This is a genomic window from Myroides profundi (assembly GCF_000833025.1).
In the GTDB taxonomy this organism is placed as follows: Bacteria; Bacteroidota; Bacteroidia; order Flavobacteriales; family Flavobacteriaceae; genus Flavobacterium; species Flavobacterium profundi_A.
This window is the reverse complement of the sequence record NZ_CP010817.1, coordinates 3,651,205-3,673,908: the sequence shown is the minus strand read 5'-3', so window position 1 is coordinate 3,673,908 and position 22,704 is coordinate 3,651,205. Positions and strand designations below refer to the sequence as shown.

At 36.3% G+C, this 22,704-nt stretch carries 20 protein-coding genes; 10 read left to right on the top strand and 10 right to left on the bottom strand.

Annotated features, from left to right (window positions below; genetic code table 11):
* Positions 1-123 precede the first annotated feature (123 nt).
* From MPR_RS16250 to MPR_RS16230, 5 genes are all read left to right on the top strand, one after another.
* Positions 124-2,280: a polyribonucleotide nucleotidyltransferase gene (locus MPR_RS16250; protein WP_016650334.1), complete on the top strand. Its 2,157-nt coding sequence runs from the start codon at positions 124-126 to the stop codon at positions 2,278-2,280.
* A 481-nt stretch (positions 2,281-2,761) separates the two neighbouring features.
* A complete protein-coding gene (locus MPR_RS16245) occupies positions 2,762-4,147 on the top strand; it encodes a trimethylamine monooxygenase (RefSeq protein ID WP_041894366.1) in 1,386 nt (461 codons plus the stop codon).
* A gap of 187 nt (positions 4,148-4,334) precedes the next feature.
* Positions 4,335-5,198: a sigma-70 family RNA polymerase sigma factor gene (locus tag MPR_RS16240; protein ID WP_002987652.1), complete on the top strand. Its 864-nt coding sequence runs from the start codon at positions 4,335-4,337 to the stop codon at positions 5,196-5,198.
* 69 nt (positions 5,199-5,267) lie between these two features.
* Positions 5,268-5,636, top strand: a complete 369-nt coding sequence (locus MPR_RS16235) for a hypothetical protein (RefSeq protein WP_235280467.1) — start codon at positions 5,268-5,270, stop codon at positions 5,634-5,636.
* A gap of 86 nt (positions 5,637-5,722) precedes the next feature.
* A complete protein-coding gene (locus MPR_RS16230; RefSeq protein WP_041894362.1) occupies positions 5,723-6,595 on the top strand; it encodes a helix-turn-helix domain-containing protein in 873 nt (290 codons plus the stop codon).
* Between the two features lie 112 nt (positions 6,596-6,707).
* On the opposite strand, the gene lysS is transcribed toward MPR_RS16230, so the two are convergent.
* The gene (gene lysS / locus MPR_RS16225) at positions 6,708-8,408 is read right to left on the bottom strand and encodes a lysine--tRNA ligase (protein WP_041894360.1); all 1,701 of its coding nucleotides are present in this window, start codon (positions 8,406-8,408) and stop codon (positions 6,708-6,710) included.
* A gap of 190 nt (positions 8,409-8,598) precedes the next feature.
* On the opposite strand from lysS, the gene MPR_RS18400 reads away from it, so the two are divergent.
* From MPR_RS18400 to rpe, 3 genes are all read left to right on the top strand, one after another.
* Positions 8,599-8,763, top strand: coding sequence for a YqaE/Pmp3 family membrane protein (locus tag MPR_RS18400; protein WP_006259663.1), 165 nt, complete (start codon positions 8,599-8,601; stop codon positions 8,761-8,763).
* A gap of 11 nt (positions 8,764-8,774) precedes the next feature.
* Positions 8,775-9,479, top strand: coding sequence for a lipoyl(octanoyl) transferase LipB (gene lipB / locus MPR_RS16220; RefSeq protein ID WP_006259662.1), 705 nt, complete (start codon positions 8,775-8,777; stop codon positions 9,477-9,479).
* 67 nt (positions 9,480-9,546) lie between these two features.
* A complete protein-coding gene (gene rpe / locus MPR_RS16215) occupies positions 9,547-10,209 on the top strand; it encodes a ribulose-phosphate 3-epimerase (protein WP_041894357.1) in 663 nt (220 codons plus the stop codon).
* Positions 10,210-10,295: 86 nt separating this feature from the next.
* On the opposite strand, the gene MPR_RS16210 is transcribed toward rpe, so the two are convergent.
* The 9 genes from MPR_RS16210 to miaB form a co-directional block, all read right to left on the bottom strand.
* Complete coding sequence (locus MPR_RS16210) at positions 10,296-10,682, bottom strand: hypothetical protein (protein WP_041894355.1); 387 nt, start codon at positions 10,680-10,682, stop codon at positions 10,296-10,298.
* 5 nt (positions 10,683-10,687) lie between these two features.
* Entirely contained in the window at positions 10,688-11,155 is a 468-nt protein-coding gene (locus MPR_RS16205) for a hypothetical protein (protein ID WP_041894352.1), read from the bottom strand.
* Positions 11,156-11,316: 161 nt separating this feature from the next.
* A complete protein-coding gene (groL, locus tag MPR_RS16200) occupies positions 11,317-12,945 on the bottom strand; it encodes a chaperonin GroEL (RefSeq protein WP_041894348.1) in 1,629 nt (542 codons plus the stop codon).
* 36 nt (positions 12,946-12,981) lie between these two features.
* Positions 12,982-13,257: a co-chaperone GroES gene (locus tag MPR_RS16195; RefSeq protein WP_006266878.1), complete on the bottom strand. Its 276-nt coding sequence runs from the start codon at positions 13,255-13,257 to the stop codon at positions 12,982-12,984.
* A 150-nt stretch (positions 13,258-13,407) separates the two neighbouring features.
* Complete coding sequence (gene secG, locus MPR_RS16190) at positions 13,408-13,782, bottom strand: preprotein translocase subunit SecG (protein ID WP_041894345.1); 375 nt, start codon at positions 13,780-13,782, stop codon at positions 13,408-13,410.
* A gap of 4 nt (positions 13,783-13,786) precedes the next feature.
* On the bottom strand, positions 13,787-14,752 hold the full coding sequence (locus MPR_RS16185; protein WP_041894343.1) for a tetratricopeptide repeat protein: 966 nt from the start codon (positions 14,750-14,752) through the stop codon (positions 13,787-13,789).
* A 19-nt stretch (positions 14,753-14,771) separates the two neighbouring features.
* Positions 14,772-15,275 (bottom strand): LptE family protein, encoded by a 504-nt coding sequence (locus MPR_RS16180; protein ID WP_041894340.1) that lies wholly within the window; start codon positions 15,273-15,275, stop codon positions 14,772-14,774.
* A 2-nt stretch (positions 15,276-15,277) separates the two neighbouring features.
* Positions 15,278-16,567, bottom strand: coding sequence for a sigma-54 interaction domain-containing protein (locus MPR_RS16175; protein ID WP_041894337.1), 1,290 nt, complete (start codon positions 16,565-16,567; stop codon positions 15,278-15,280).
* Positions 16,568-16,593: 26 nt separating this feature from the next.
* Entirely contained in the window at positions 16,594-18,042 is a 1,449-nt protein-coding gene (miaB, locus tag MPR_RS16170) for a tRNA (N6-isopentenyl adenosine(37)-C2)-methylthiotransferase MiaB (RefSeq protein ID WP_041894335.1), read from the bottom strand.
* 917 nt (positions 18,043-18,959) lie between these two features.
* Here miaB and topA point away from each other — a divergent pair.
* Entirely contained in the window at positions 18,960-21,455 is a 2,496-nt protein-coding gene (topA, locus tag MPR_RS16165; protein ID WP_041894333.1) for a type I DNA topoisomerase, read from the top strand.
* A 6-nt stretch (positions 21,456-21,461) separates the two neighbouring features.
* Positions 21,462-22,604, top strand: coding sequence for a formimidoylglutamase (locus MPR_RS16160; RefSeq protein WP_041894329.1), 1,143 nt, complete (start codon positions 21,462-21,464; stop codon positions 22,602-22,604).
* The last annotated feature ends 100 nt before the right edge of the window (positions 22,605-22,704 follow it).

The window sequence follows — 22,704 nt, the reverse complement described above, 5'->3', positions numbered from 1 at the left end:
TTTGCAGAAAAAGACTGGTTTTTCATTGGGTTTCATACAACTACACAACAACACACACAACACAACACACAATTATTAATGTCTCTCTTCGGAGAGACAGAAACCCTAAAGTATTAATTTATTATGATTCCTAAGGTAACTAAAGAGATTATCGATTTAGGAGATGGCCGTAGCATCTCGATCGAAACTGGGAAATTAGCGAAACAAGCAGATGGTTCTGTAGTTGTTCGTATGGGAGACTGTATGCTTTTAGCTACAGCTGTATCAGCGAGAACTGCTAACCCTGGTGTAGACTTCCTTCCTTTAACTGTAGATTACAGAGAAAAATTTTCTGCTGCTGGACGTTTTCCAGGAGGCTTTTTTAAACGTGAGGCTCGTCCAAGTGACCAAGAGGTGTTAACAATGCGTCTAGTAGACCGTTGTTTACGTCCATTGTTCCCAGATGACTATCACGCAGAAACACAAGTTATGATTCAATTAATGTCTCATGACGAAAATGTAATGCCTGATGCATTAGCTGGATTAGCTGCTTCTGCAGCATTAGCAGTATCAGATATTCCATTCTATAATTCTATTTCTGAGGTAAGAGTTGCTCGCGTTGATGGGCAGTTCATCATCAATCCATCTAGAGAACAACTAGACGCATCTGATCTTGATATGATGATCGGTGCATCTAAAGACTCTGTATGTATGGTGGAGGGTGAGATGAAAGAAATCTCAGAACAAGAAATGATTGATGCAATTAAGTTTGCTCATGAGGCGATTAAACTTCAGATCGAAGCTCAAGAGAAGATGCGTGCTGCATTAGGACTTACTTACCGTGAGTACGAACCAGAAGCAACTGATGCAGAGGTGGAGAAAATCGTACATGATGCAGCGTATGCTAAATTGTATGAAATAGCTTCTCATGCTAGTGCTAAAGCTGAGCGTGGAGAGAAATTCGCTGAGGTGTATGAAGAAGTTAAAGCTTTATTCTCTGAAGAAGATTTAGTAGAGAAAGCTGAACTGATCAGTACATACTTTAAGAAAACTCAAAAAGAGGCTGTACGTAACCTTATTTTAGATCAAAACATTCGTCTTGATGGTCGTAAGACTACTGAGATTCGTCCTATCTGGAGTGAAGTAGATTACTTACCTTCAGTACATGGATCTTCTATCTTTACACGTGGTGAAACGCAAGCGTTAGCTACTGTAACATTAGGTACATCAAGAGATGCGAATATTATCGACTTACCAAGTGAGCAAGGTGAAGAGAAGTTCTACTTACATTATAACTTCCCTCCATTCTCTACAGGTGAGGCAAAACCATTAAGAGGTACTTCTCGTAGAGAGGTAGGTCATGGTAACTTAGCACAACGTGCTTTGAAAAACATGATCCCTGCAGACTGTCCTTATACTATTCGTTTAGTATCTGAGGTATTAGAGTCTAACGGTTCTTCTTCTATGGCTACTGTATGTGCTGGTACTCTAGCATTAATGGATGCAGGTATTCAAATTGAAAAACCAGTTTCAGGTATTGCAATGGGACTTATCTCTGATGCAAAAACTGGACGTTGGGCTGTATTGTCTGATATCTTAGGTGATGAGGATCACTTAGGAGATATGGACTTTAAAGTTACTGGTACTAAAGATGGTATCACTGCATGTCAAATGGATATTAAGATCGAAGGATTAGCTTATGATATCATGGAGCAAGCGTTAAAACAAGCTCTTGATGGTCGTATGCATATCTTAGGATTATTACAAGAAACTATCGCTGTGCCTAATCCTACTGTTAAACCTAAAGCTCCTAAGATTGTTACTGTTACAATTCCTAAAGACTTTATCGGTGCAGTTATCGGACCAGGTGGTAAAAACATCCAAGCGCTTCAAGCAGAAACTGGTACTACTATCGTTATTAACGAAGAAGGTGATTATGGTATCATCGAAGTATTAGGTACTGATCAAGCAGGTATGGATAGAGCATTAGCAGCTATTAGTAATACTACTTTCTCTCCAGTAGAAGGTGAGACTTACCATGTGAAAGTGGTTAAGATGCTTGACTTCGGTGCAGTAGTAGAATTTGTACCAGGTAAAGAAACTTTACTTCACGTATCTGAATTAGATTGGAAACGTATTGAGAATGTATCTGACGTTCTTAAAATGGGAGATGAATTAGATGTTAAGTATTTAGGTATAGACCCTAAAACTAAAAAAGCTAAAGTATCTCGTAAAGCTTTAATGCCACGTCCTCCTAGAGAAGAGAAAAAAGACGCGGCTCCAAAACAAGAAAATAAATAAGAGTAATTCTTTTTATTATATAAAGGACATCTAGTAATAGATGTCCTTTTTTTGTATTCATTTTTATGAGATAGCTAGTCAGGTAGTGGCTATCCTAGATATATGTTAGTATATCTGACCTCCTCTTTCCATATCGATATTATATACTGCTGATTATTGTCATTGTGGTAGTTGTGTTTTTGCGGTTAATAATGGTGTTTTTTGGTTAAGTCATTAATTTGTATTATATTAGCAATTAACGTTAATAGGGGGTGGCATGCTTATATATTTTTAGCATGTGTATTCAACTCCTATCCAAATTCAAGTTTGATATACTTGACCTTATTTTCAGCATATAATTATGCTGCCTAATGTACATCGCTTATTAGATGTATCTATTATAGAATACGAACATGTGGTATTCTATCTCGGCTGAGCAATCAGTGATAATCATTTTATTAATTTCTTCACTTTATAGTGAGGACAAATTCGTTATGTAGTTATGTTAAATTTAAAAGTTGGAATTATTGGTGCTGGTCCGAGTGGATTAGCCATGTTACGTGCGTTCGAGTCAGAACAAAAAAAAGGTAACCCTATTCCAGAGATTAAATGTTATGAAAAACAAGATAATTGGGGAGGAATGTGGAACTATACTTGGCGTACAGGTGTAGGGAAATATGGTGAACCAATACACGGGAGTATGTATAAATACTTATGGTCTAATGGGCCTAAAGAGTGTTTAGAGTTCTCTGATTATACTTTTATGGAGCACTTTAAACAACCTATATCTTCATACCCACCGAGAGAGGTGTTATTCGATTATATCCAAGGGCGTATTAAGCAGAGTAATGCAAGGGATTTTATCAAGTTTAATACTGTGGCTAGATGGGTAGATTACCTAGAAGATAAGAAGCAGTTTAGAGTTATATTCGATGACTTAGTAAAGAATGAAACTTTTGAAGAGTACTTCGATTACTTAGTTGTTGGAACTGGACACTTCTCAACGCCAAATATGCCTTATTTTAAGGGAATAGATAGCTTCCCTGGGACTGTGATGCATGCGCACGATTTTAGAGGCGCAGATCAGTTTATAGATAAAGATATTTTATTGATAGGAAGTAGTTATTCTGCAGAGGATATTGGTGTACAATGTTTTAAACACGGTAGTAAATCAGTTACTATTTCGTATAGAACCAATCCTATTGGGGCTAAATGGCCTAAGGGGATTGAGGAGAAACCTATTGTAACGCACTTCGAGGATAATGTGGCTCACTTTAAAGATGGTTCTAAGAAGGAATATGATGCAGTAATTCTGTGTACGGGGTACCAACATAAGTTTCCGTTCTTACCAGATAATTTAAGGTTAAAGACAAAGAATAATTTATATCCAGATAATCTGTACAAAGGAGTTGTATTCAATGAGAATGAGCGACTAATCTTTTTAGGGATGCAAGATCAGTATTATACGTTCAATATGTTCGATACGCAAGCTTGGTTTGCTAGAGATTATATGTTAGGGCGTATCGCTTTACCTAACAAAGAAATTAGGGATAAGGATATCGCTAAGTGGGTAGAACTAGAAAAAACATCTGTAACAGGAGAGGAGCATGTAGACTTCCAGACTGATTATATCAAAGAATTGATAGAGATGACAGATTATCCTACATTTGATCTAGATAGAGTGGCAGAGATGTTTAAAAGTTGGTTAAATGATAAAGAAACTAATATTCTAAATTATAGAGATAAAGTATATACTTCTGTGATGACAGGTGTCACTGCAGAAGAGCATCATACACCATGGATGAAGGAATTAGATGATAGCTTAGAAAGGTATCTGGATGAAGTAGAGGTAGATGAGTTAGAATTAAGTAAAGAGAATTACTACTAAGATAAAAGAGTTATATTTTTTATAAAATAGAGTTAGCGCTACAGGATTTTGATTTTGTGGCGCTTTTTTTGTGTAGATAATAGGAGGTTAAAAAATATTTTTAAAAATGTTGTAACCTTTTAGTAATAGTATACGTATAACTAATGTGTGAAGAGCACATCATAGCAAAAATAAGGATAGAAATAATATGAGACAACTTAAAATTACCAAGCAGGTAACGAATCGTGAGACCGCTTCTCTAGATAAGTACTTGCAAGAAATTGGTAAAGTAGATTTAATTACTGCGGATGAGGAAGTAGAGTTAGCGCAACGAATCAAAGCAGGAGATCAAAGAGCACTAGAGAAATTAACGAAAGCAAACTTACGTTTCGTAGTATCGGTGGCAAAGCAATATCAAAACCAAGGATTGACATTACCCGATTTAATTAATGAAGGAAACTTAGGTCTGATCAAAGCTGCACAGCGTTTTGATGAGACACGAGGATTCAAATTCATTTCTTATGCAGTATGGTGGATTCGTCAGTCGATTTTATCAGCTTTAGCAGAACAATCTCGTATCGTACGTTTACCATTGAATAAGATCGGTTCTATTAATAAAATTAATAAGATGTATGCTTTATTAGAGCAATCTAATGAACGTCCACCTTCAGCAGAAGAAATCGCTGTAGAACTTGATATGACTGTAAATGATGTAAAAGAGAGTATGAAAAACTCTGGTCGTCATTTATCAATGGATGCTCCGTTAGTAGAAGGAGAAGATTCTAACTTATACGATGTATTGCGTTCAGGTGAGTCTCCTAATCCAGATAGAGAGCTTATTCATGAGTCTCTTAGAACAGAAATCGAGAGAGCATTAGAGACTTTGACTCCTAGAGAAGCTGACGTTGTACGTTTATACTTCGGTTTAGGTGATCAACATCCTATGACATTAGAAGAAATAGGAGAAACATTCGATCTTACAAGAGAGCGTGTTAGACAGATTAAAGAGAAAGCTATTCGTAGATTAAAACATACGTCTAGAAGTAAAATCTTAAAAACTTATTTAGGATAATATAGATTAGAAGCGTTACTATTTAGGTAACGCTTTTTTTTATACCTTAGGTTAGCGTATATTTGTATTGTGAGAAAGTTTTTGTTTATAATCATATCCTTATTAGTATTTAGACCAGTAGTGCCGTTGGTAGACTATCTGGTAGACTATGATTATATCGCTACTTTTTTATGTGTGAATCAAGACAAACCTGAGATGCATTGTAATGGACAGTGTTATCTAATGCAAGAATTAGCTAAGATAGCTAAGGAAGAACAAAAGAAAGATGCCGTTAAGCAGGTATATAATATTGCTTTTGTTTTGATGTATGTTGATTATAAATCTGAACTGCCTACTCCTAATTTCGATATAAAAGGTGTTCATAAGGTTTATGATAGATATAATAATTTATATTCCTCTTTATTTATCCGTCAGGATCTACGTCCTCCCCTCGTTTAATTAGTATTTATAATGTGATTATTTGATCGACTATTTTATAATAGTGTGGTCAGTGAGCTTATGTATAATATTAATTAAAGATTCTTATGTCTACTAAGATTATAAAATCCTTTTCAATCAATTATTTTACACAGGATCAGTCTTCATTTTTTATTAAGTCAATAAGTGCCTTAGGCAATGCTTATCCTTTATTAAAAGATAGTTTTAGGGCTAACTTCTATATGATTGTCTTTGTGTATAGGGGAAACTATTCTATTAAGATTAATGGGGTTGATTATGTTGATTATCAGTCGAGTGTTTATTTTATTAAGCCAGGTGATATTGTACAGATGCAGTTCAATACTGAATGTACAGGTATATTCATAGGTTTTGAGGATTCTTTCTTTTCTCAACGCTATCATGAGAACATATTGCGTTATTTTGATTTTTTTCAATTAGATAGTGCCTCTCAGCAGATAGTAAGTGAGAGTGTACGTACTAAGGTTGTGTTATTGGTGGATATGATGTTGGGGGAGTATAGTACTGATAGAGTATATCGAATGAAGGTTCTGCGTTCTTATTTAAATATATTGTTATGTGAGTTGCAGAGTGTGGATGAAGATGATCAGCATTTTGCGATAGAGTACAATAAGGTTGGTTATAACGATCGTATTCTTGCTTTTATGGATTTGGTCGAAGTTCACTTTAAAGAGGCTAAAACGCCTTCTTTTTACGCTGAGAAGCTCTGTGTGACTCCTAATTATCTAAATAAACTTTGTAAACAGGAGCGAGGCATTACTGCAGGACAATTAGTTCGTCAACGCATTGTGGTAGAAGCAAAGAGATTGTTGCAGTTTAGTACATTTAATGTCAATGAGATTGCGCAGGAATTGTGCTTTGATAGTACGTCTTACTTTGTTACATTCTTTAAAAAACAAGAAGGGATTACACCAGATCATTATCGCAAGTCATTTTCTTGAATAAAAGATAGTGGTTAGTTAGAGAACTTGAGCATATCCTTCAGGAAGAATAGATGATACTTGAATATAGATATAAAAAAAAACGAGACTTAATAGTCTCGTTTTTTATTTCTTAGTGTTGGTACACTACATATTTTGTGTCACCTTCAGTTTCTACTTTAGTAAGATTGTGAGAAGCAAGTCCTTTCATTGCTTTATCCCATTTCTTACCACTTAAAGCAGCTTGTTCTTTTAGAGAGCCTAATTCTACTTTATTGTCATTGTTTTCTAATATCTGAATAATGATTTTCTCTTCATCTGATAACTCTACTGAAGGAGCTGCTTTCTCTGGTCTCATTTGAGGGAAGAATAGCACCTCTTGGATAGAAGGATTATTGGTTAAGAACATAATTAAACGGTCCATACCGATACCTAATCCTGATGTAGGAGGCATACCATACTCTAATGCACGTAAGAAGTCTTGGTCGATAAACATCGCTTCATCATCTCCACGATCAGCTAAAGCCATTTGAGCTTCGAAGCGCTCTCTTTGGTCGATAGGGTCATTAAGCTCAGAGTAAGCATTCGCAATCTCTTTACCACAAACCATTAGCTCAAAACGTTCTGTCAATTCTGGATTATCTCTATGAGCTTTTGTCAATGGAGACATTTCTTTTGGATAGTCAGTAATGTATGTTGGTTGGATATAGTTTCCTTCACATTTCTCTCCAAAGATTTCGTCGATAAGTTTTCCTTTACCCATTGTTTCATCTACTGGAATACCCATGCCTAAAGCAGCTTGACGAATCTCATCTTCTGATTTACCAGTGATATCAAATCCTGTAAACTCTTTAATAGAGTCAGCCATCGTGATACGTTTGTAAGGAGCTTTAAAGTCGATTTCGTGTTCTCCGAAAGTAGCTTTAGTAGTTCCATTAACAGCGATAGCACAGAATTCTAATAAACGCTCTGTAAACTCCATCATCCAGTTGTAGTCTTTATAAGCTACATAAATCTCCATAGCTGTAAACTCAGGATTGTGTGTTCTGTCCATTCCTTCGTTACGGAAGTTTTTAGAGAACTCATACACACCATCAAAACCACCAACGATTAAACGTTTTAAGTACAATTCATTAGCGATTCTCAAGTATAGAGGAATATCTAATGCATTGTGGTGAGTGATGAATGGACGAGCAGAAGCTCCACCAGGGATAGACTGTAATACAGGAGTTTCTACTTCCATATAACCAGCTTCGTTGAAGAACTGACGCATAGCGTTGAATAACTTCGTACGCTTAATGAAGATATCTTTATTTATAGGGTTTACCACTAAATCAACATAACGCATTCTGTAACGCAATTCTGGATCTGTAAAAGCGTCAAATGTATTTCCTTCTGCATCCGTTTTTGGTAATGGAAGTGGACGTAAAGATTTACTTAATAGTTGTAATCCTTGTACACGTACTGTTTTTTCTCCTACTTGTGTAGTGAATAACTCTCCTTCGATACCAACGAAGTCACCTAAGTCAATAAGTTTTTTGTAAATCTCATTGTAAAGAGTTTTGTCCTCTCCTGGGCATAACTCATCACGATTGATATATAACTGAATCTTTCCTTCGCTATCTTGAATAGTTGCAAAAGAAGCTTTTCCTTGAATTCTTGAAGACATTAATCTACCAGCCACGATAACCTTCTTACCTTCTTCAAAATCGTTCTTTATCTCCTTCGATGTATGGTCTACTGGAAATAGATTAGCAGGATAGGGATTCACACCAAGCTCTTGTAACTTGCTCAGCTTTTCTCTTCTGATGATTTCTTGTTCTGAAAGTTGCATAATAACTGTAAATTAATTTAAAAGGCAAATATAGTTAATCTTTGAAAATGCGACAATTAGTATTCGCTATAAAACGACTTAATTTGCAATACTTTGTAATAAAACGCGGTAGGTCTCATCATTTTAACTTCATTAACGAGGGAGTTGACTAAAAAATGCCGAAATTTGTATCAGACAAAATTATTTAGCCATGAGTTTAGGAAGAGTATTATTATCTATTTTTTTACCACCTTTAGCCGTTTTAGACAAAGGATGTGGATCTATTTTGATTGTGACACTATTGACTATCGCAGGTTGGGTACCAGGGGTTATTGCGGCATTAGTCATACTAAATAATCCTAAATACAATAAATAACAAACAACACAATGAATAAACAAGTAAAGCTTATTGATTTAGGCGAGAAAGATTATAAAGATACTTGGGATTACCAAGAAGAGATATTCCAATCTATTTTAGATGTCAAAATTAGAAATAGAAGAGAAGAACGTACAGATGATACAGATAACTATTTGCTATTTGTAGAGCATCCACATGTTTACACATTAGGAAAAAGCGGAGATGTACACAATATGCTTTTAAACGATGAACAGTTAAAGGCAAAAGGAGCTACCTTCTATAAGATTAATAGAGGAGGAGATATTACTTATCACGGACCTGGTCAGGTAGTAGGATATCCTATCTTAGACTTAGAGAACTTCTTTACAGATATACATAAGTATCTGCGTTTATTAGAAGAGACTATCATTTTAGTTTTAAAAGATTATGGAATAGAGTCTGGTAGAAGTGAAGGGGAGACAGGAGTATGGTTAGGAGTAGGAACGCCTTTTGCACGTAAGATATGTGCGATGGGAGTAAGAGCCTCACGTTGGGTAACGATGCACGGTTTTGCCTTAAACGTAAACTCGGACTTAGGTTACTTTGACAATATTATCCCTTGTGGTATTCGTGGTAAAGGAGTTACTTCTCTGAATGTAGAACTAGGTGTAGAGCAGGTAGATGAAGATGAGGTAAGAGCTAAGATTATCCAATATTTTTCTGAATTATTCGAAGCAGAAGTTATTAAACAATAAGCAATATACGTCCCAAGAGCCTTCGCTGTTGGGATTTTTTTTATCTTTGTACAAACAACACAATTATATGAAAAATACGATTATAGCACCTTCAGTATTAGCAGCAGACTTTGCTAATCTTCAGAGAGATATTGAAATGGTGAACAACAGCCAGGCAGATTGGTTTCATATTGACATTATGGATGGAGTATTTGTGCCAAATATTTCTTTTGGAATGCCAGTATTAGCTGCTATTAATAAGCATGCTAAGAAGACCTTAGATGTTCACTTAATGATAGTAGACCCTGATCGTTATATTAAGACGTTTAAGGAGCTAGGAGCAGATATCTTGACTGTGCATTATGAAGCGTGTACACACCTACACCGTACTGTACAAGCTATTAAAGCAGAAGGTATGAAAGCTGGAGTAGCACTTAATCCACATACACCTGTAAGTGTATTAGAAGACATCATTCAAGACTTAGATTTAGTACTTATCATGAGCGTTAATCCTGGTTTTGGCGGACAGAGCTTTATTGAGAATACGTATGAGAAAGTGCGTAAACTAAAAGCAATGATAGATGCTAAAGGAGCGAAGGTAATGATAGAGATAGATGGAGGAGTTAATAATAAAAATGCAAAAGCTCTAGTAGATGCTGGAGTAGATGCATTAGTAGCGGGTAACTTTGTGTTCAGTGCTGCTGATCCTATCGCAACTATTGCAGACTTAAAAGAAATTACTTCTAAGTAAGAAGTTTAAAATAAGTAATCTAAAAAAGGCTTAGTGTACTGAATACACTAAGCCTTTTTTGTTATTTCGGATGAGTAGAGAACTGTCTAAAGTTCATTATCACATTCATCTTTTATACAGCTTAAAAACTTTTGACAAAGTTTAGCTTGTTCTTTATGTACTATATAGCTCTTATATCGTGCTGTGAAGCTACAATTCATTAGATAGCTATATTTCTCTGCAATAGAAGGTAATCCTACTTTTACTAATTCACAAGTAGCTTCATGTTTACCTTTGGTGTTTAATGCTATATATACATTGTCTATGCTTTCACAGTAGACACCATTATATACATTAGGGAGTAGTTTGCTTTGAACGTAGTGTAGTGCAGCATAGAACGCTGTTGTGTTTGCCCAATCTAAAAACTCACCTTCTTGATAGAGTTTTTCAGACAGGAGATGGTTGCGTTTAGCATGTTCAAGGCGATTATTCATAAGGATCAAATATTAATAAAGCCATCAGCTTTTAGTTCTTCTGTATTTAATCCTTCATTCTCTACGAATAAGTAATGTGCCTCTGTCCCAAAATCATCTTTAAATCGCTTTTGTTTATCGTAGGCTATAGTAAAGAAAGTATTGATATAACCCTCATTAAAGGTGTTTTCTAATTCTGTAACGACAATGAATTTATAAGTATAAGGATTAACATAGAAGTCAACTGTCTTGTATCCTTTTTCTTCTAGTAAGTGAATCAAGTCTAAACCATATAAAAACATTTGTGTTGTAGTTCTTACGAACTTATCCTTGAGTTTTTCTAAAGTCTTTTGACTCCCCATCTCTTCTCCTTTTTGAAAAGCATCTATCACATGGTCTACATGAAAGTAACCTTCTTTCAGTGAATCTATTGATTTGGTTTCAATAAATTGTAAGTAGTTCTGTAAATCTTTAGATGTATTACTTGTGATCATGAGTCTGCGAGAATTATGAATACAAAGATATAAAATATATTATAAGTATTTAGTATTCAAATTGTAATGGGAGTAAATCATATAGATTACTAAGAGAGATGTAAACAAAAAAAGCCAGTTTATATAAACTGGCTTTTTTAATATTGAAATAAGATAAGGTATTACATCATACCTGGCATACCACCACCCATAGGCATAGCAGCAGCGCTGTCATCTTTAATGTCTACTAATGCACACTCAGTGATTAAGATCATACCAGCTACAGAAGCAGCATTTTCTAAAGCTACTCTAGTTACTTTCTTAGGATCGATTACACCAGCGTTAAGCATATCTACATACTCGTTTGTTTTAGCATTGTATCCGAAGTTTTCTTTTCCTTCTAATACTTTAGAAACAACTACAGAACCTTCTAATCCAGCATTCTCAACAATAGTTCTCAATGGAGCTTCTACTGCTTTAGCGATGATAGCAATACCTGTTTCTTCATCAGCATTATCCGCTTTGATATCAACTAAAGTATTTTTAGCTCTTAATAAAGCTACACCACCACCAGCTACGATACCTTCTTCTACAGCAGCTCTAGTAGCGTGAAGAGCGTCATCTACGCGATCTTTTTTCTCTTTCATTTCTACTTCAGATGGAGCACCTACGTATAATACAGCTACACCACCAGCTAATTTAGCTAAGCGCTCTTGTAACTTCTCTCTGTCATAGTCAGAAGTAGTAGTTTCCATTTGAGCTTTGATTTGGTTGATTCTGTTTTTGATCATATCAACTTCACCATCACCACTCACGATAGTAGTATTGTCTTTATCGATGTTAACTCTCTTGCAAGTACCTAACATTTCTAAAGTAGTATTTTCTAATGTATATCCTTGCTCTTCAGAGATAACCACACCACCTGTTAAGATAGCGATATCTTCTAACATAGCTTTTCTTCTATCTCCGAATCCAGGAGCTTTAACAGCAGCGATTTTTAACGCTCCTCTTAATTTGTTTACTACTAATGTAGATAACGCTTCTCCATCCACATCTTCAGCGATGATTAATAGAGGTTTTCCTGATTGAGCGATTGGCTCTAATACTGGTAAAAGTTCTTTAAGAGAAGATACTTTCTTGTCGTATAATAAGATATATGGAGTATCTAATTCTACTTCCATTTTTTCAGAGTTCGTAACGAAGTATGGAGATAAATAACCTCTGTCAAACTGCATTCCTTCTACTACATCTACATAAGTCTCAGTACCTTTAGCTTCTTCTACAGTGATAACACCTTCTTTACCTACTTTTTCGAATGCTTGAGCGATTAACTCACCGATGAAGTCATCGTTATTAGCAGAGATAGATGCTACTTGTTTGATTTTATCCATAGAACCACCTACTTCTTGAGATTGTTTTCTCAAGTCTTCTACGATGATTTCTACAGCTTTATCTATACCACGTTTTAAGTCCATAGGATTTGCACCAGCAGCTACGTTCTTAAGTCCTTCTTTTACGATAGCTTGAGCTAATACAGTAGCAGTAGTTGTACCGTCACCAGCTAAGTCGTTCGTTTTAGAAGCAACCTCTTTCACCATCTGAGCACCCATGTTCTCTAATGTGTTCTCTAACTCAACTTCTTTAGCTACAGACACACCATCTTTAGTTACTGTAGGCGCACCAAATGATTTACCGATGATTACGTTTCTTCCTTTTGGTCCTAATGTTACTTTTACTGCGTTTGCTAAAGCGTCCACTCCGCGTTTTAAACCTTCGCGAGCTTCGATGTCGAATTTAATATCTTTTGCCATTTTATTCTTTTGGATTTAGTTGTTAATGATTCAATTTTAAACGATTGCTAAAATGTCGTCTTCTCTCATGATTAGGTAGTCTGTACCTTCTAATTTTAGATCAGTACCAGCATATTTACCGTATAGTACAGTATCTCCTACTTTTACTGTCATTTCATGATCTTTAGTCCCATTTCCTACAGCTACTACAGTACCTCTTTGTGGTTTTTCTTTTGCTGTATCAGGGATGAATAATCCTGAAGCAGTTTTAGTTTCAGCTGGTAATGGTTCGATAAGAACTCTATCTGCAAGTGGTTTAATATTTACTGCCATAGTTTTATAGTTTATGAAATTGAATTATTATTTTTAATTATTATAGATAATCAAAAGGCATAAAGTGTGCCAAAGCTAAAAAGTGACATTATAGGCAAAAAAAAATGCCAGCTTGACAGCCGGCATTTCGTGTATTGTTTAAAGCTAAAATTATTCAGCTTGATTTTGAGTCTCTTGAGTTGGAGTAGCCTCTTCTGTTGTCACAGGAGCTTCTTGCTTAGCAGGCGCTTCTGGTGTCAGATTTTGAGTAGGTACTACTGCGTTAGGATCTAATAATTTAGAATCTCCAGCAGCTCCACCACTAAAACTAGTAGATGATAACAGAATTAAGATGATTAATGCTGCACCTAATGTCCAAGTACTTTTATCTAAGAAATCATTTGTATTTTTCACTCCTCCAGCTACTGTAGATCCACCGAAAGAAGAATCTAATCCTCCACCTTTAGGATTCTGTACCATAATTACTACGATTAGTAAAAAACATACAATTGCGATTAAGATTAAAAATATTGTAAATGTGTTCATGGTGTTAACTATTATGTTGTTGTAACGCTTTTATATCTAATATTTGGTTTGCAAAGAAACTACTTTTTTCTGGATATTTCAAAATTAATATTTCATAAGCTTGTATTGCTTTCTGATATTTCTTTTGTTCTAAGTATATTTTTGCCAACGTTTCTGTCATTAAACTACTGTTCTCTTGTACTGAAGTGTCAATGTTTGCAGGGGTTACGGTAGGTTTCTTAGTAGGAACTATCTTTGGGTTAGTTTCTATAAATTTATCTATTAATTCTATTTTTTTTTGTTTTTCGATATCTGATTTTTGTTCTAAATCTGTTAAAATAGAATCATTTTCTCTATCTATAGGCTTAATTTTAGATAATTGTAACCACTCTTGGAAAGACAATTTCTCGTTTTCTGAGAAGTTTAATGGCTTTCCTATTTCTAATTTCTCTTCTAGCTTTTCTATTTCTTGCTGTACAGTCTCTTTTTCTTCTAGAGTAGTTTCGATAGGATCTTCTGTGATGACCTCAGTAGTCTCTATAGTGACTTCTGTAGGTACTTCTTCCACAGCATCTTCAATTTCTTCCTTATCGTCTGTCTCATGGAAGGTGATAGACTGTAGTAAGCTCTTAATAGCCGTAGAGGTTAGCTTAGGTTCTGGAGCCTCTTGTTGAGGTTTTTCTTCTGTTGGTATTTCAGTCTCCTCAGCAGCTGTAGGCTCTGTCATGTCTATCATGATAGGAGTATACGTAACGAACTCTGGAGAAACGATAAAATCAAAAAGAATATCCCTATCTAGCGTATGTGCAGCAGTCTTCTTTAACTCTAGGTTATACTCTGTGCTGTTTTGTACATATAGGCTCTTCAGATAAAGACTTCTCACAGACTGGAAGTAAGGATACTTCTCTATGAGTTGTTTTAACTGAGGACTGTCACTCTCTTGGATTTGTTGAGGTTGACGGAGCAATATGTCTAATTCGTTTAGAGTCAAGATATTTATTTTTATATAATTACCACTTAGCTAATGATTCATTGAACACATCCTGTGTGATACGCTCATAGATAGTCTCGATAGCTGTGTTAAGACTAGCTCCTGCTAACTGTACGTTCGCATCATAGTCATAGTAGAATGAGAATCTCTTTTCGAAGTCGTCATCAGGTTTCTTCTTGTTGAAGAAACGCACATTCACAGACACATATAGTCTGTTCTGAGCCGCTCTCTGATCAGCTGTAGCTGTCATCGGGCTGATACGATATTCTACGATTTCTCCTTCATATACTAAGTCTGCATCAGCATTAGTAAGACTTAAGCTAGTTTGGTTTTGGATTAGATCTTGTAAGGACATCGTGAAGGTGCGCTCTATACCTGGCTCTACTAAAGGAGCATTGTTCTGGAATGAGTTTACCTGAAATGAGTTAGCATCTATCTTACCTGTTCCCGTAAAGTTATAATATTTACAGCTAGTAAAAAATAAAGATATAAATATTAGAGCAAATAATTGTTTGATTCTCATGTCTATAAGTCGTATTGTTTTATTTTTCTATACAATGTTCTCTCTGAGATGTTTAATTCTTTAGCAGCAGCCTTTCTCTTACCACTATGTCTTTCTAGTGCTAGCTTGATCAGCTTTATCTCTTGATTTGCTAAGTTTAGAGGTTCATCGTCTACTGTCTCAGCCTCTAGATAGTTAGAAGTATCCTCATCGTCATCTACAGTCTCGTGAAAACCTAGATTAGTACTAGGAGATACCGGAGTATCCATCGCGATGATGTCTAGATTAGTACTCGGTGGAGCCATCAGTTCTGGTAGCTCAGTCTTCTTCGTACCATAGATTTTTTGGATAAGAGATTTGTTGGTTTCGGATACTGTCCCTTTATCGTGTTGTAGTAGCTCTAGTGTCAGCTTCTTTAGATCAGTTAAGTCACTCTTCATGTCGAATAAGACTTTGTACAGTATTTCTCGTTCATTGCTGAAGTCAGACTCTGCCTTTGGCCCATTCACGATAGAAGGTAACTGTCTGTCATGGTTAGGTAAATAACCCTGAAGTACAGGTAGAGAAATATCTCTTGTGGTTTCTAATACCGATATCTGTTCTGCCACGTTTCTTAACTGACGGATATTACCATTCCAGCTATAGCGCATAAGGTATGCAGCTGCAGCAGGCTCTAGCTTTATCGGAGGCATCTTATACTTATGTGAGAAGTCAGAAGCAAACTTTCTGAACAGTAGATGGATATCTTCACCTCGCTCTCGTAGAGGAGGTAAGGTGATCTCTACCGTACTCAGTCTGTAGTATAGGTCTTCTCTAAATTTGCCCTTATTGATAGCGTCCATCATATTGACATTAGTCGCAGCGATGATGCGTATATCTGTTTTTTGGACTTTAGAAGACCCCACTTTTATAAACTCTCCATTCTCTAACACACGCAATAGTCTTACCTGAGTAGTCAGAGGTAGTTCTCCTACTTCATCTAAGAAGATCGTACCGCCATCTGCCTCTTCGAAGTAACCTTCACGAGTGCTTATAGCACCCGTAAAAGCCCCTTTTTCGTGTCCGAATAACTCACTGTCTATCGTCCCTTCTGGGATAGCACCACAGTTCACCGCGATGAATTTACCGTGCTTTCGATGAGACATAGAGTGTATAATCTTAGGAATACTTTCTTTACCCACACCACTCTCTCCAGTGACTAAGACTGAGATATCAGTAGGAGCTACTTGTATAGCTTTTTCCAATGCACGGTTTAGTTTGACATCGTTACCGATAATTTCGAAGCGTTGTTTTATGACTTGAAGGTTTTCCATTCTTATATTTTAAATATTGCTATTTACTATCCTTGCATAGGAGAGTATCCTACCGCTTTACCGATTAATGTAGCAGAAGTACAGTCAGCGATCTCTACCATCACGAAGTCTCCTACGTTATAGTGCTCCTTAGGGAATACTACTGTAGTGTTCTGAGAGTTACGCCCAGACCACTCGTCTTCATTACGCTTAGATGTTTTCTCGATAAGTACCTCTACCGTTTGACCTACAAAGCGTTTTGTACGCTCAAGGCTGATTTTATTTTGTACAGCGATGATTTCTGAAAGACGACGTTTCTTAACTTCTTCAGGGATGTCATCCTCTAACTTACGAGCAGCTAATGTACCTGGTCTCTCAGAGTAGGCGAACATAAACCCGAAGTCATATCTCACGTGTTCCATTAGTGATAATGTGTCCTGGTGATCCTCTTCAGTCTCTGTAGGGAATCCAGTGATCATATCTTGTGATAACGAGATGTCTGGTATCAATGCATAGATCTTATCTACTAGTTCGATGTACTCTTCTCTAGTATGCTGACGGTTCATCTCCTGTAAGATACGTGTGCTTCCAGACTGTACTGGTAAGTGGATATACTTACAGATGTTCTCATGTCTAGCGATAGACTCTATCACCTCGATATGCATATCTTGAGGATTAGAAGTAGAGAAACGGAAACGCATCTTAGGGAATGTAGTAGCACACTGATCTAATAACTGAGCGAAATCTACAGCTGTCGCTTTCTGCATATCGCTAGCTTTTTCGAAGTCTTTTTTAAGACCTCCACCATACCATAGGTAGCTATCTACGTTCTGACCTAGTAACGTGATTTCTTTAAATCCTCTCTCTTGTAAGTCTGTGATTTCTTCTATGATACTCTGTGGGTCACGGCTACGCTCACGACCTCTAGTGAATGGTACCACGCAGAATGTACACATATTATCACATCCTCTAGTGATAGATACAAATGCTGTCACCCCATTACTCTGTAGACGCACTGGAGATATATCACCATAAGTCTCATCTTTAGATAAGATCACGTTGATAGCATCTCTACCTTCTTCTACGTCTTTAAGTAAGTTAGGAAGATCTTTATAAGCATCAGGACCTACTACCATGTCCACGATTTTTTCTTCTTCTAAGAACTTTGCTTTAAGACGCTCAGCCATACATCCTAGAACACCTACTTTCATACCAGGGTTCTTTCTTTTTACTTGGTTGTATTGGTCTAAACGTTTTCGAACAGTTTGTTCTGCTTTATCTCTGATCGAACAAGTGTTTACTAACACTAAGTCCGCTTCTTCTAAGTTGTCTGTTGTATTATACCCTTCGTTAGATAGGATAGATGCTACAATCTCACTGTCAGAGAAATTCATTTGACAACCGTAGCTTTCGATGAATAGCTTCTTGTTGTTGTCTTGTTTTTGTTCTAAATGTAAGCTTGTACCTTGTTTATTTTCGTCAATTACCTTTTCCATAAGATACTTTAAGGATGTTTTACTTTAAGGGACAAAGATACTTTTTTTTGTCTAACTGACAAGATGACAGTGTTAGTTTTAAGGTTTTTTTGTAGCCCATTTTATTTAACGCCCTAGAACACCTTTTTTGCTCATAATCTTTGAGTTGTAATCCTAAGTCGTTGAGTTGATTATTGCAAAATGGACATTAATGAAATGATTTGGCGTTTATGGCTCTATAATCCCTTTTTGACTTCGTTTGCGCTTTTGTTTTTGTTTTATTTTATTGATATTCAGTATTTAGTGTTGTTTTGGTTTATTTTCGTTCGGAAGCTGTTCGGAGATAGTCAGTGTTTACTTGAGATGAGACGTATTTTCTAAAAGCGTACCCTATCTCTACCCGAACCATCTACTATCAATATAAAATGGAGTACAAGGAGATTTCTGATAACGAGACAGTGAATAGTGCGATACACTAGTCCAATAAATGAACTAGTGATAGGGTCCACTACTTGTCCCAAAAGTGGGACACATATATAAAACTATAAACATTAAACAAAAACATATAAATAAAAAGTGATTTTAAAAAAATGGAAATTGTTTAGTTGTTAAACAACACATTCACTATTGACTTTTTTACTTCTAAAGGTTTAGAAAACTTTAAGCATTGTGCGAAATAAAAGGGGTATAAAAGCATTGAGAGAGGTAAAAATTAAAAAATTTAGAGAATTGTTATTAAATTGTGTAATTTCTTGATTTTGTTTGTAAAAAAAATCAATATATCGGTTTATTACTAGAATGTTGGTTTATTTTACGAATAACTAGGTAATTATTACAATTTTTATATGCTGGCATATTAGTTAAAAGAAGCATTAATAAGTAGTGGCACGGATATATTCAAAAAAATCATATATTTTTGCTTCACAAAATAATGAAGTATGGCAAAGAATTTAGTGATTGTTGAGTCACCTGCAAAGGCAAAAACCATTGAAAAATTTTTAGGACAGGATTATCAGGTAGAGTCTAGCTATGGACATATAGCGGATCTGCCTTCTAAAGAAATAGGAGTAGATGTAGAGAATAACTTTAAGCCTAAGTATGAAGTATCGAGTGATAAGAAGGCGGTAGTTAAGAAGTTAAAGGATCTTGCGAAGAAAGCTGAAATGGTTTGGTTAGCATCCGATGAGGACCGCGAGGGAGAGGCTATTGCATGGCACTTAGCGGAAGAACTAAATTTAAAGAGTGAAAACACAAAGCGTATTGTATTCCACGAGATTACAAAGAATGCGATTATAAAAGCGATAGATAACCCACGTCAGATAGACTATAATCTAGTGAATGCACAACAGGCTCGTCGTGTACTAGATAGATTAGTGGGGTATGAACTGTCTCCTGTATTGTGGAAAAAAGTAAAAGGAGGATTGTCTGCTGGACGTGTACAGTCTGTGGCTGTACGTCTTATCGTAGAGAGAGAAAGAGAGATTAATGACTTTAAGGTAGAGTCATCTTACCATATATCAGCAGAGTTTAAGACTGCTGAAGGAAAAACATTAAAAGCTAAACTACCTAAGAACTTTGCGACTGAGAAAGAAGCAAGAGACTTTTTAGCAGTTAATATTGGAGCAGCGTATAGAGTAGCAGATTTAGAGACTAAACCTGCTAAGAAATCTCCTGCAGCTCCATTTACCACTTCTACACTACAACAGGAAGCGGCTAGAAAACTTCACTACTCAGTAGGTCAGACGATGATGTTAGCACAGCGTTTATACGAGAGCGGACTGATCACGTATATGAGAACGGATAGTGTGAACTTATCTAAAGAGGCAATGAGTGCAGCAGCAGCTGAAATCACGAAGTCTTACGGAGCAGAATATTCTAAACCACGTACTTATACGACTAAGAGCAAAGGAGCTCAAGAGGCGCACGAGGCTATCCGTCCGACGAATATGGCTCTGCACAGTGCTCCTGTAGATAGAGATCAGGCTCGTCTATATGATCTGATCTGGAAGCGTACTTTGGCATCTCAGATGAGTGATGCTCAGTTAGAGAGAACGAATGTGCGTATAGAAGCAAATAAGTTTAAGGAGTTATTTGTGGCTACGGGTGAGGTATTGCTTTTTGAAGGATTCTTAAAAGTGTACTTAGAAGGGCATGATGATGAGGATGAAGAAGTAGAAGGAATCTTACCAGCATTGAGAATAGGAGAAGGATTAGAACAAAATGCGTTAGTAGCTACTCAACGTTTTACTAAGCCTGCTGCTAGATATACAGAAGCGTCATTAGTGAAGAAGTTAGAGGAGCTAGGTATCGGTCGTCCGTCTACTTATGCACCTACTATCTCTACTATTATCGCTAGAACGTATGTAGAAAAAGGTGAGACTGAAGGTAAAGAGCGCAACTATAAGATGATGATGCTTAGAGGTGCTGAGGTGAAAGAGAAGGTGCTGACAGAGAAAACAGGATCTGATAAAGGGAAGCTAGTACCTACAGATATCGGTATGATCGTGAATGACTTTTTAGTGAAGAACTTTAAGACAATCTTAGATTATAACTTCACTGCTAAGGTAGAAGAGGACTTCGATGAGATCGCAGCTGGTAATGAGGATTGGGCTAAGATGATGAGAGAGTTCTACGATCACTTCCACCCAACAGTGAAAGATGTGGAAGAGAATGCAGAGCGCGAGTCTGGAGAGCGTATATTAGGTATTGACCCTAAGAGTGGACGTACAGTATTAGTGCGTTTAGCTAAGTTTGGCCCTGTGGCGCAGATTGGTAATCCTGAGGATGAAGAGAAGCAATATGCTAGCCTTACTGCTGAGCAGAATATCGGTACGATTACATTAGAAGAAGCATTAGCATTATTCCTATTGCCAAAGGTATTAGGAGAATATAAAGGAGAAGAAGTAGAGGTAAACAATGGTAGATTTGGTCCTTATGTGAGAGTAGGTAAGTCATTTATCTCTCTGCCTAAAGGTGAAGAGCCTGCTGATGTGACGCTAGATAGAGCATTAGAATTAATCAAAGAGAAAGAGCAAGCAGATGCTCCTATCGCTACATACCAAGGATTGCCTGTACAGAAAGGTGTGGGACGCTTCGGACCATACTTAAAGTGGAACAGTATTTTTATCAACGTGAATAAGAAGTATAACTTCGACAATCTATCTCAAGCGGATATCAACGAACTAATCGAAGATAAGATCCAAAAAGAGAAGGATAAAGTAATTCACGATTGGGCAGAAGAAGGTATCCGAGTAGAGAAAGCAAGATGGGGTCGTTCTGTAATCTTAAAAGGAAAAACGAAGATAGAGCTAGGTAAGGATGTGGATGCTGCAGCGTTATCTCTAGATGAGGTAAAGGCAATGATCGAAGCAAAAACGCCTGCTAAAAAGACAGCTGCTAAGAAAACAGCAACTAAGAAGACGACAAAAAAATAAGAAAGAATGATCTACGAACTGCTAAGACCGATAAATAACGAATTAATCACTTATATAGATGGTTTACAGAGTCAGTGTATAGGGAAGAAAGTAACGTTCTTCTCTGGAGGTTCTTTTGAGAATGAAGGTCGATATAATATCGCTATTATCGGAATAGGAGATAATCGAGGTAATGGTGAAGGAGTAAGTATAGTAGATATCACTAAAATAAGAAAGGCTTGGTATTCGTTATATCCTGGTAACTGGGGAGTGAATATTATAGACTTAGGTGATATAATGGCTGGGGAGAGACTAGAGGATACATACTATTTAGTAAAGACTCTAGTAGCAGATCTAGTGAGACAAGGGGTAATCCCTGTATTCGTAGGAGGATCTCAGGATATGACCTATGCGATGTATAGAGCGTATGATGCGTTAGAGCAGTCAGTGAATCTGGTGTCTATAGATGCTAAGTTAGATCTTTCTAAGACAGAAGGTGATGTGGCGAATAGTTATCTGACGCGTATTATATTAGAAGAGCCTACGAATCTGTTTAATTTTTCTAATATCGGGTATCAGACTTACTTCAATGCGCAGGAGGAAATAGACTTAATCGCTAGTTTATATTTTGAGGCGTATAGAGTAGGAGAAATATCTGGTAATATAAAATTAGCTGAGCCAGTACTTAGAGATGCTGATATCGTAAGTATTGATATGACTTCTGTTAAGTCTGCTGATTCTGGTAATTTTGAGTTCTTTAATCCGAATGGATTTGATGGAAGAGAGATATGTGCCTTAGCTAGATATAGTGGGTTGAGTGATAGAGTTTCATCTTTTGGAATATTTAATTATAATAATAATAAAAATGAAACGTTATTAATAGCACAAATCCTTTGGTATTTTGTGGAAGGTGTTAATTATAGATCGAATGAATATCCTTTTGTTAGTAAGGCTAGTTATATGAAGTATATCGTGCCGATAGAGGGATATGACGACTTGATATTCTATAAGAGCGATGTCTCTGAACGCTGGTGGATAGAGGCTTCTATAGAAACGATGGATGCCGAAAGAAAAGTGTTGTTGCCTTGTAGTTATGAGGATTATGAGTTGGCTATTAGCCAAGTTATACCTGAAAGATGGTGGCGAACAATAAAAAAAAGTGTGGTATAAAAATTAATTTAACAAAAATAAATAATTAAGTTAAATTAATTTTTAGCTTTGTTTTGTGAAATAAAAAGAAAAAAAATTACTTATAAGTATTTTATAGTAG

Coding starts and splice junctions, on each gene's coding strand:
- MPR_RS16250 (WP_016650334.1), top strand. CDS start 124: ATGATTCCTAAGGTAACTAAAGAGATTATCGATTTAGGAGATGGCCGT.
- MPR_RS16245 (WP_041894366.1), top strand. CDS start 2,762: ATGTTAAATTTAAAAGTTGGAATTATTGGTGCTGGTCCGAGTGGATTA.
- MPR_RS16240 (WP_002987652.1), top strand. CDS start 4,335: ATGAGACAACTTAAAATTACCAAGCAGGTAACGAATCGTGAGACCGCT.
- MPR_RS16230 (WP_041894362.1), top strand. CDS start 5,723: ATGTCTACTAAGATTATAAAATCCTTTTCAATCAATTATTTTACACAG.
- lysS (WP_041894360.1), bottom strand. CDS start 8,408: ATGCAACTTTCAGAACAAGAAATCATCAGAAGAGAAAAGCTGAGCAAG.
- MPR_RS18400 (WP_006259663.1), top strand. CDS start 8,599: ATGAGTTTAGGAAGAGTATTATTATCTATTTTTTTACCACCTTTAGCC.
- lipB (WP_006259662.1), top strand. CDS start 8,775: ATGAATAAACAAGTAAAGCTTATTGATTTAGGCGAGAAAGATTATAAA.
- rpe (WP_041894357.1), top strand. CDS start 9,547: ATGAAAAATACGATTATAGCACCTTCAGTATTAGCAGCAGACTTTGCT.
- MPR_RS16210 (WP_041894355.1), bottom strand. CDS start 10,682: ATGAATAATCGCCTTGAACATGCTAAACGCAACCATCTCCTGTCTGAA.
- MPR_RS16205 (WP_041894352.1), bottom strand. CDS start 11,155: ATGATCACAAGTAATACATCTAAAGATTTACAGAACTACTTACAATTT.
- groL (WP_041894348.1), bottom strand. CDS start 12,945: ATGGCAAAAGATATTAAATTCGACATCGAAGCTCGCGAAGGTTTAAAA.
- MPR_RS16195 (WP_006266878.1), bottom strand. CDS start 13,257: ATGGCAGTAAATATTAAACCACTTGCAGATAGAGTTCTTATCGAACCA.
- secG (WP_041894345.1), bottom strand. CDS start 13,782: ATGAACACATTTACAATATTTTTAATCTTAATCGCAATTGTATGTTTT.
- MPR_RS16180 (WP_041894340.1), bottom strand. CDS start 15,275: ATGAGAATCAAACAATTATTTGCTCTAATATTTATATCTTTATTTTTT.
- MPR_RS16175 (WP_041894337.1), bottom strand. CDS start 16,567: ATGGAAAACCTTCAAGTCATAAAACAACGCTTCGAAATTATCGGTAAC.
- miaB (WP_041894335.1), bottom strand. CDS start 18,042: ATGGAAAAGGTAATTGACGAAAATAAACAAGGTACAAGCTTACATTTA.
- topA (WP_041894333.1), top strand. CDS start 18,960: ATGGCAAAGAATTTAGTGATTGTTGAGTCACCTGCAAAGGCAAAAACC.
- MPR_RS16160 (WP_041894329.1), top strand. CDS start 21,462: ATGATCTACGAACTGCTAAGACCGATAAATAACGAATTAATCACTTAT.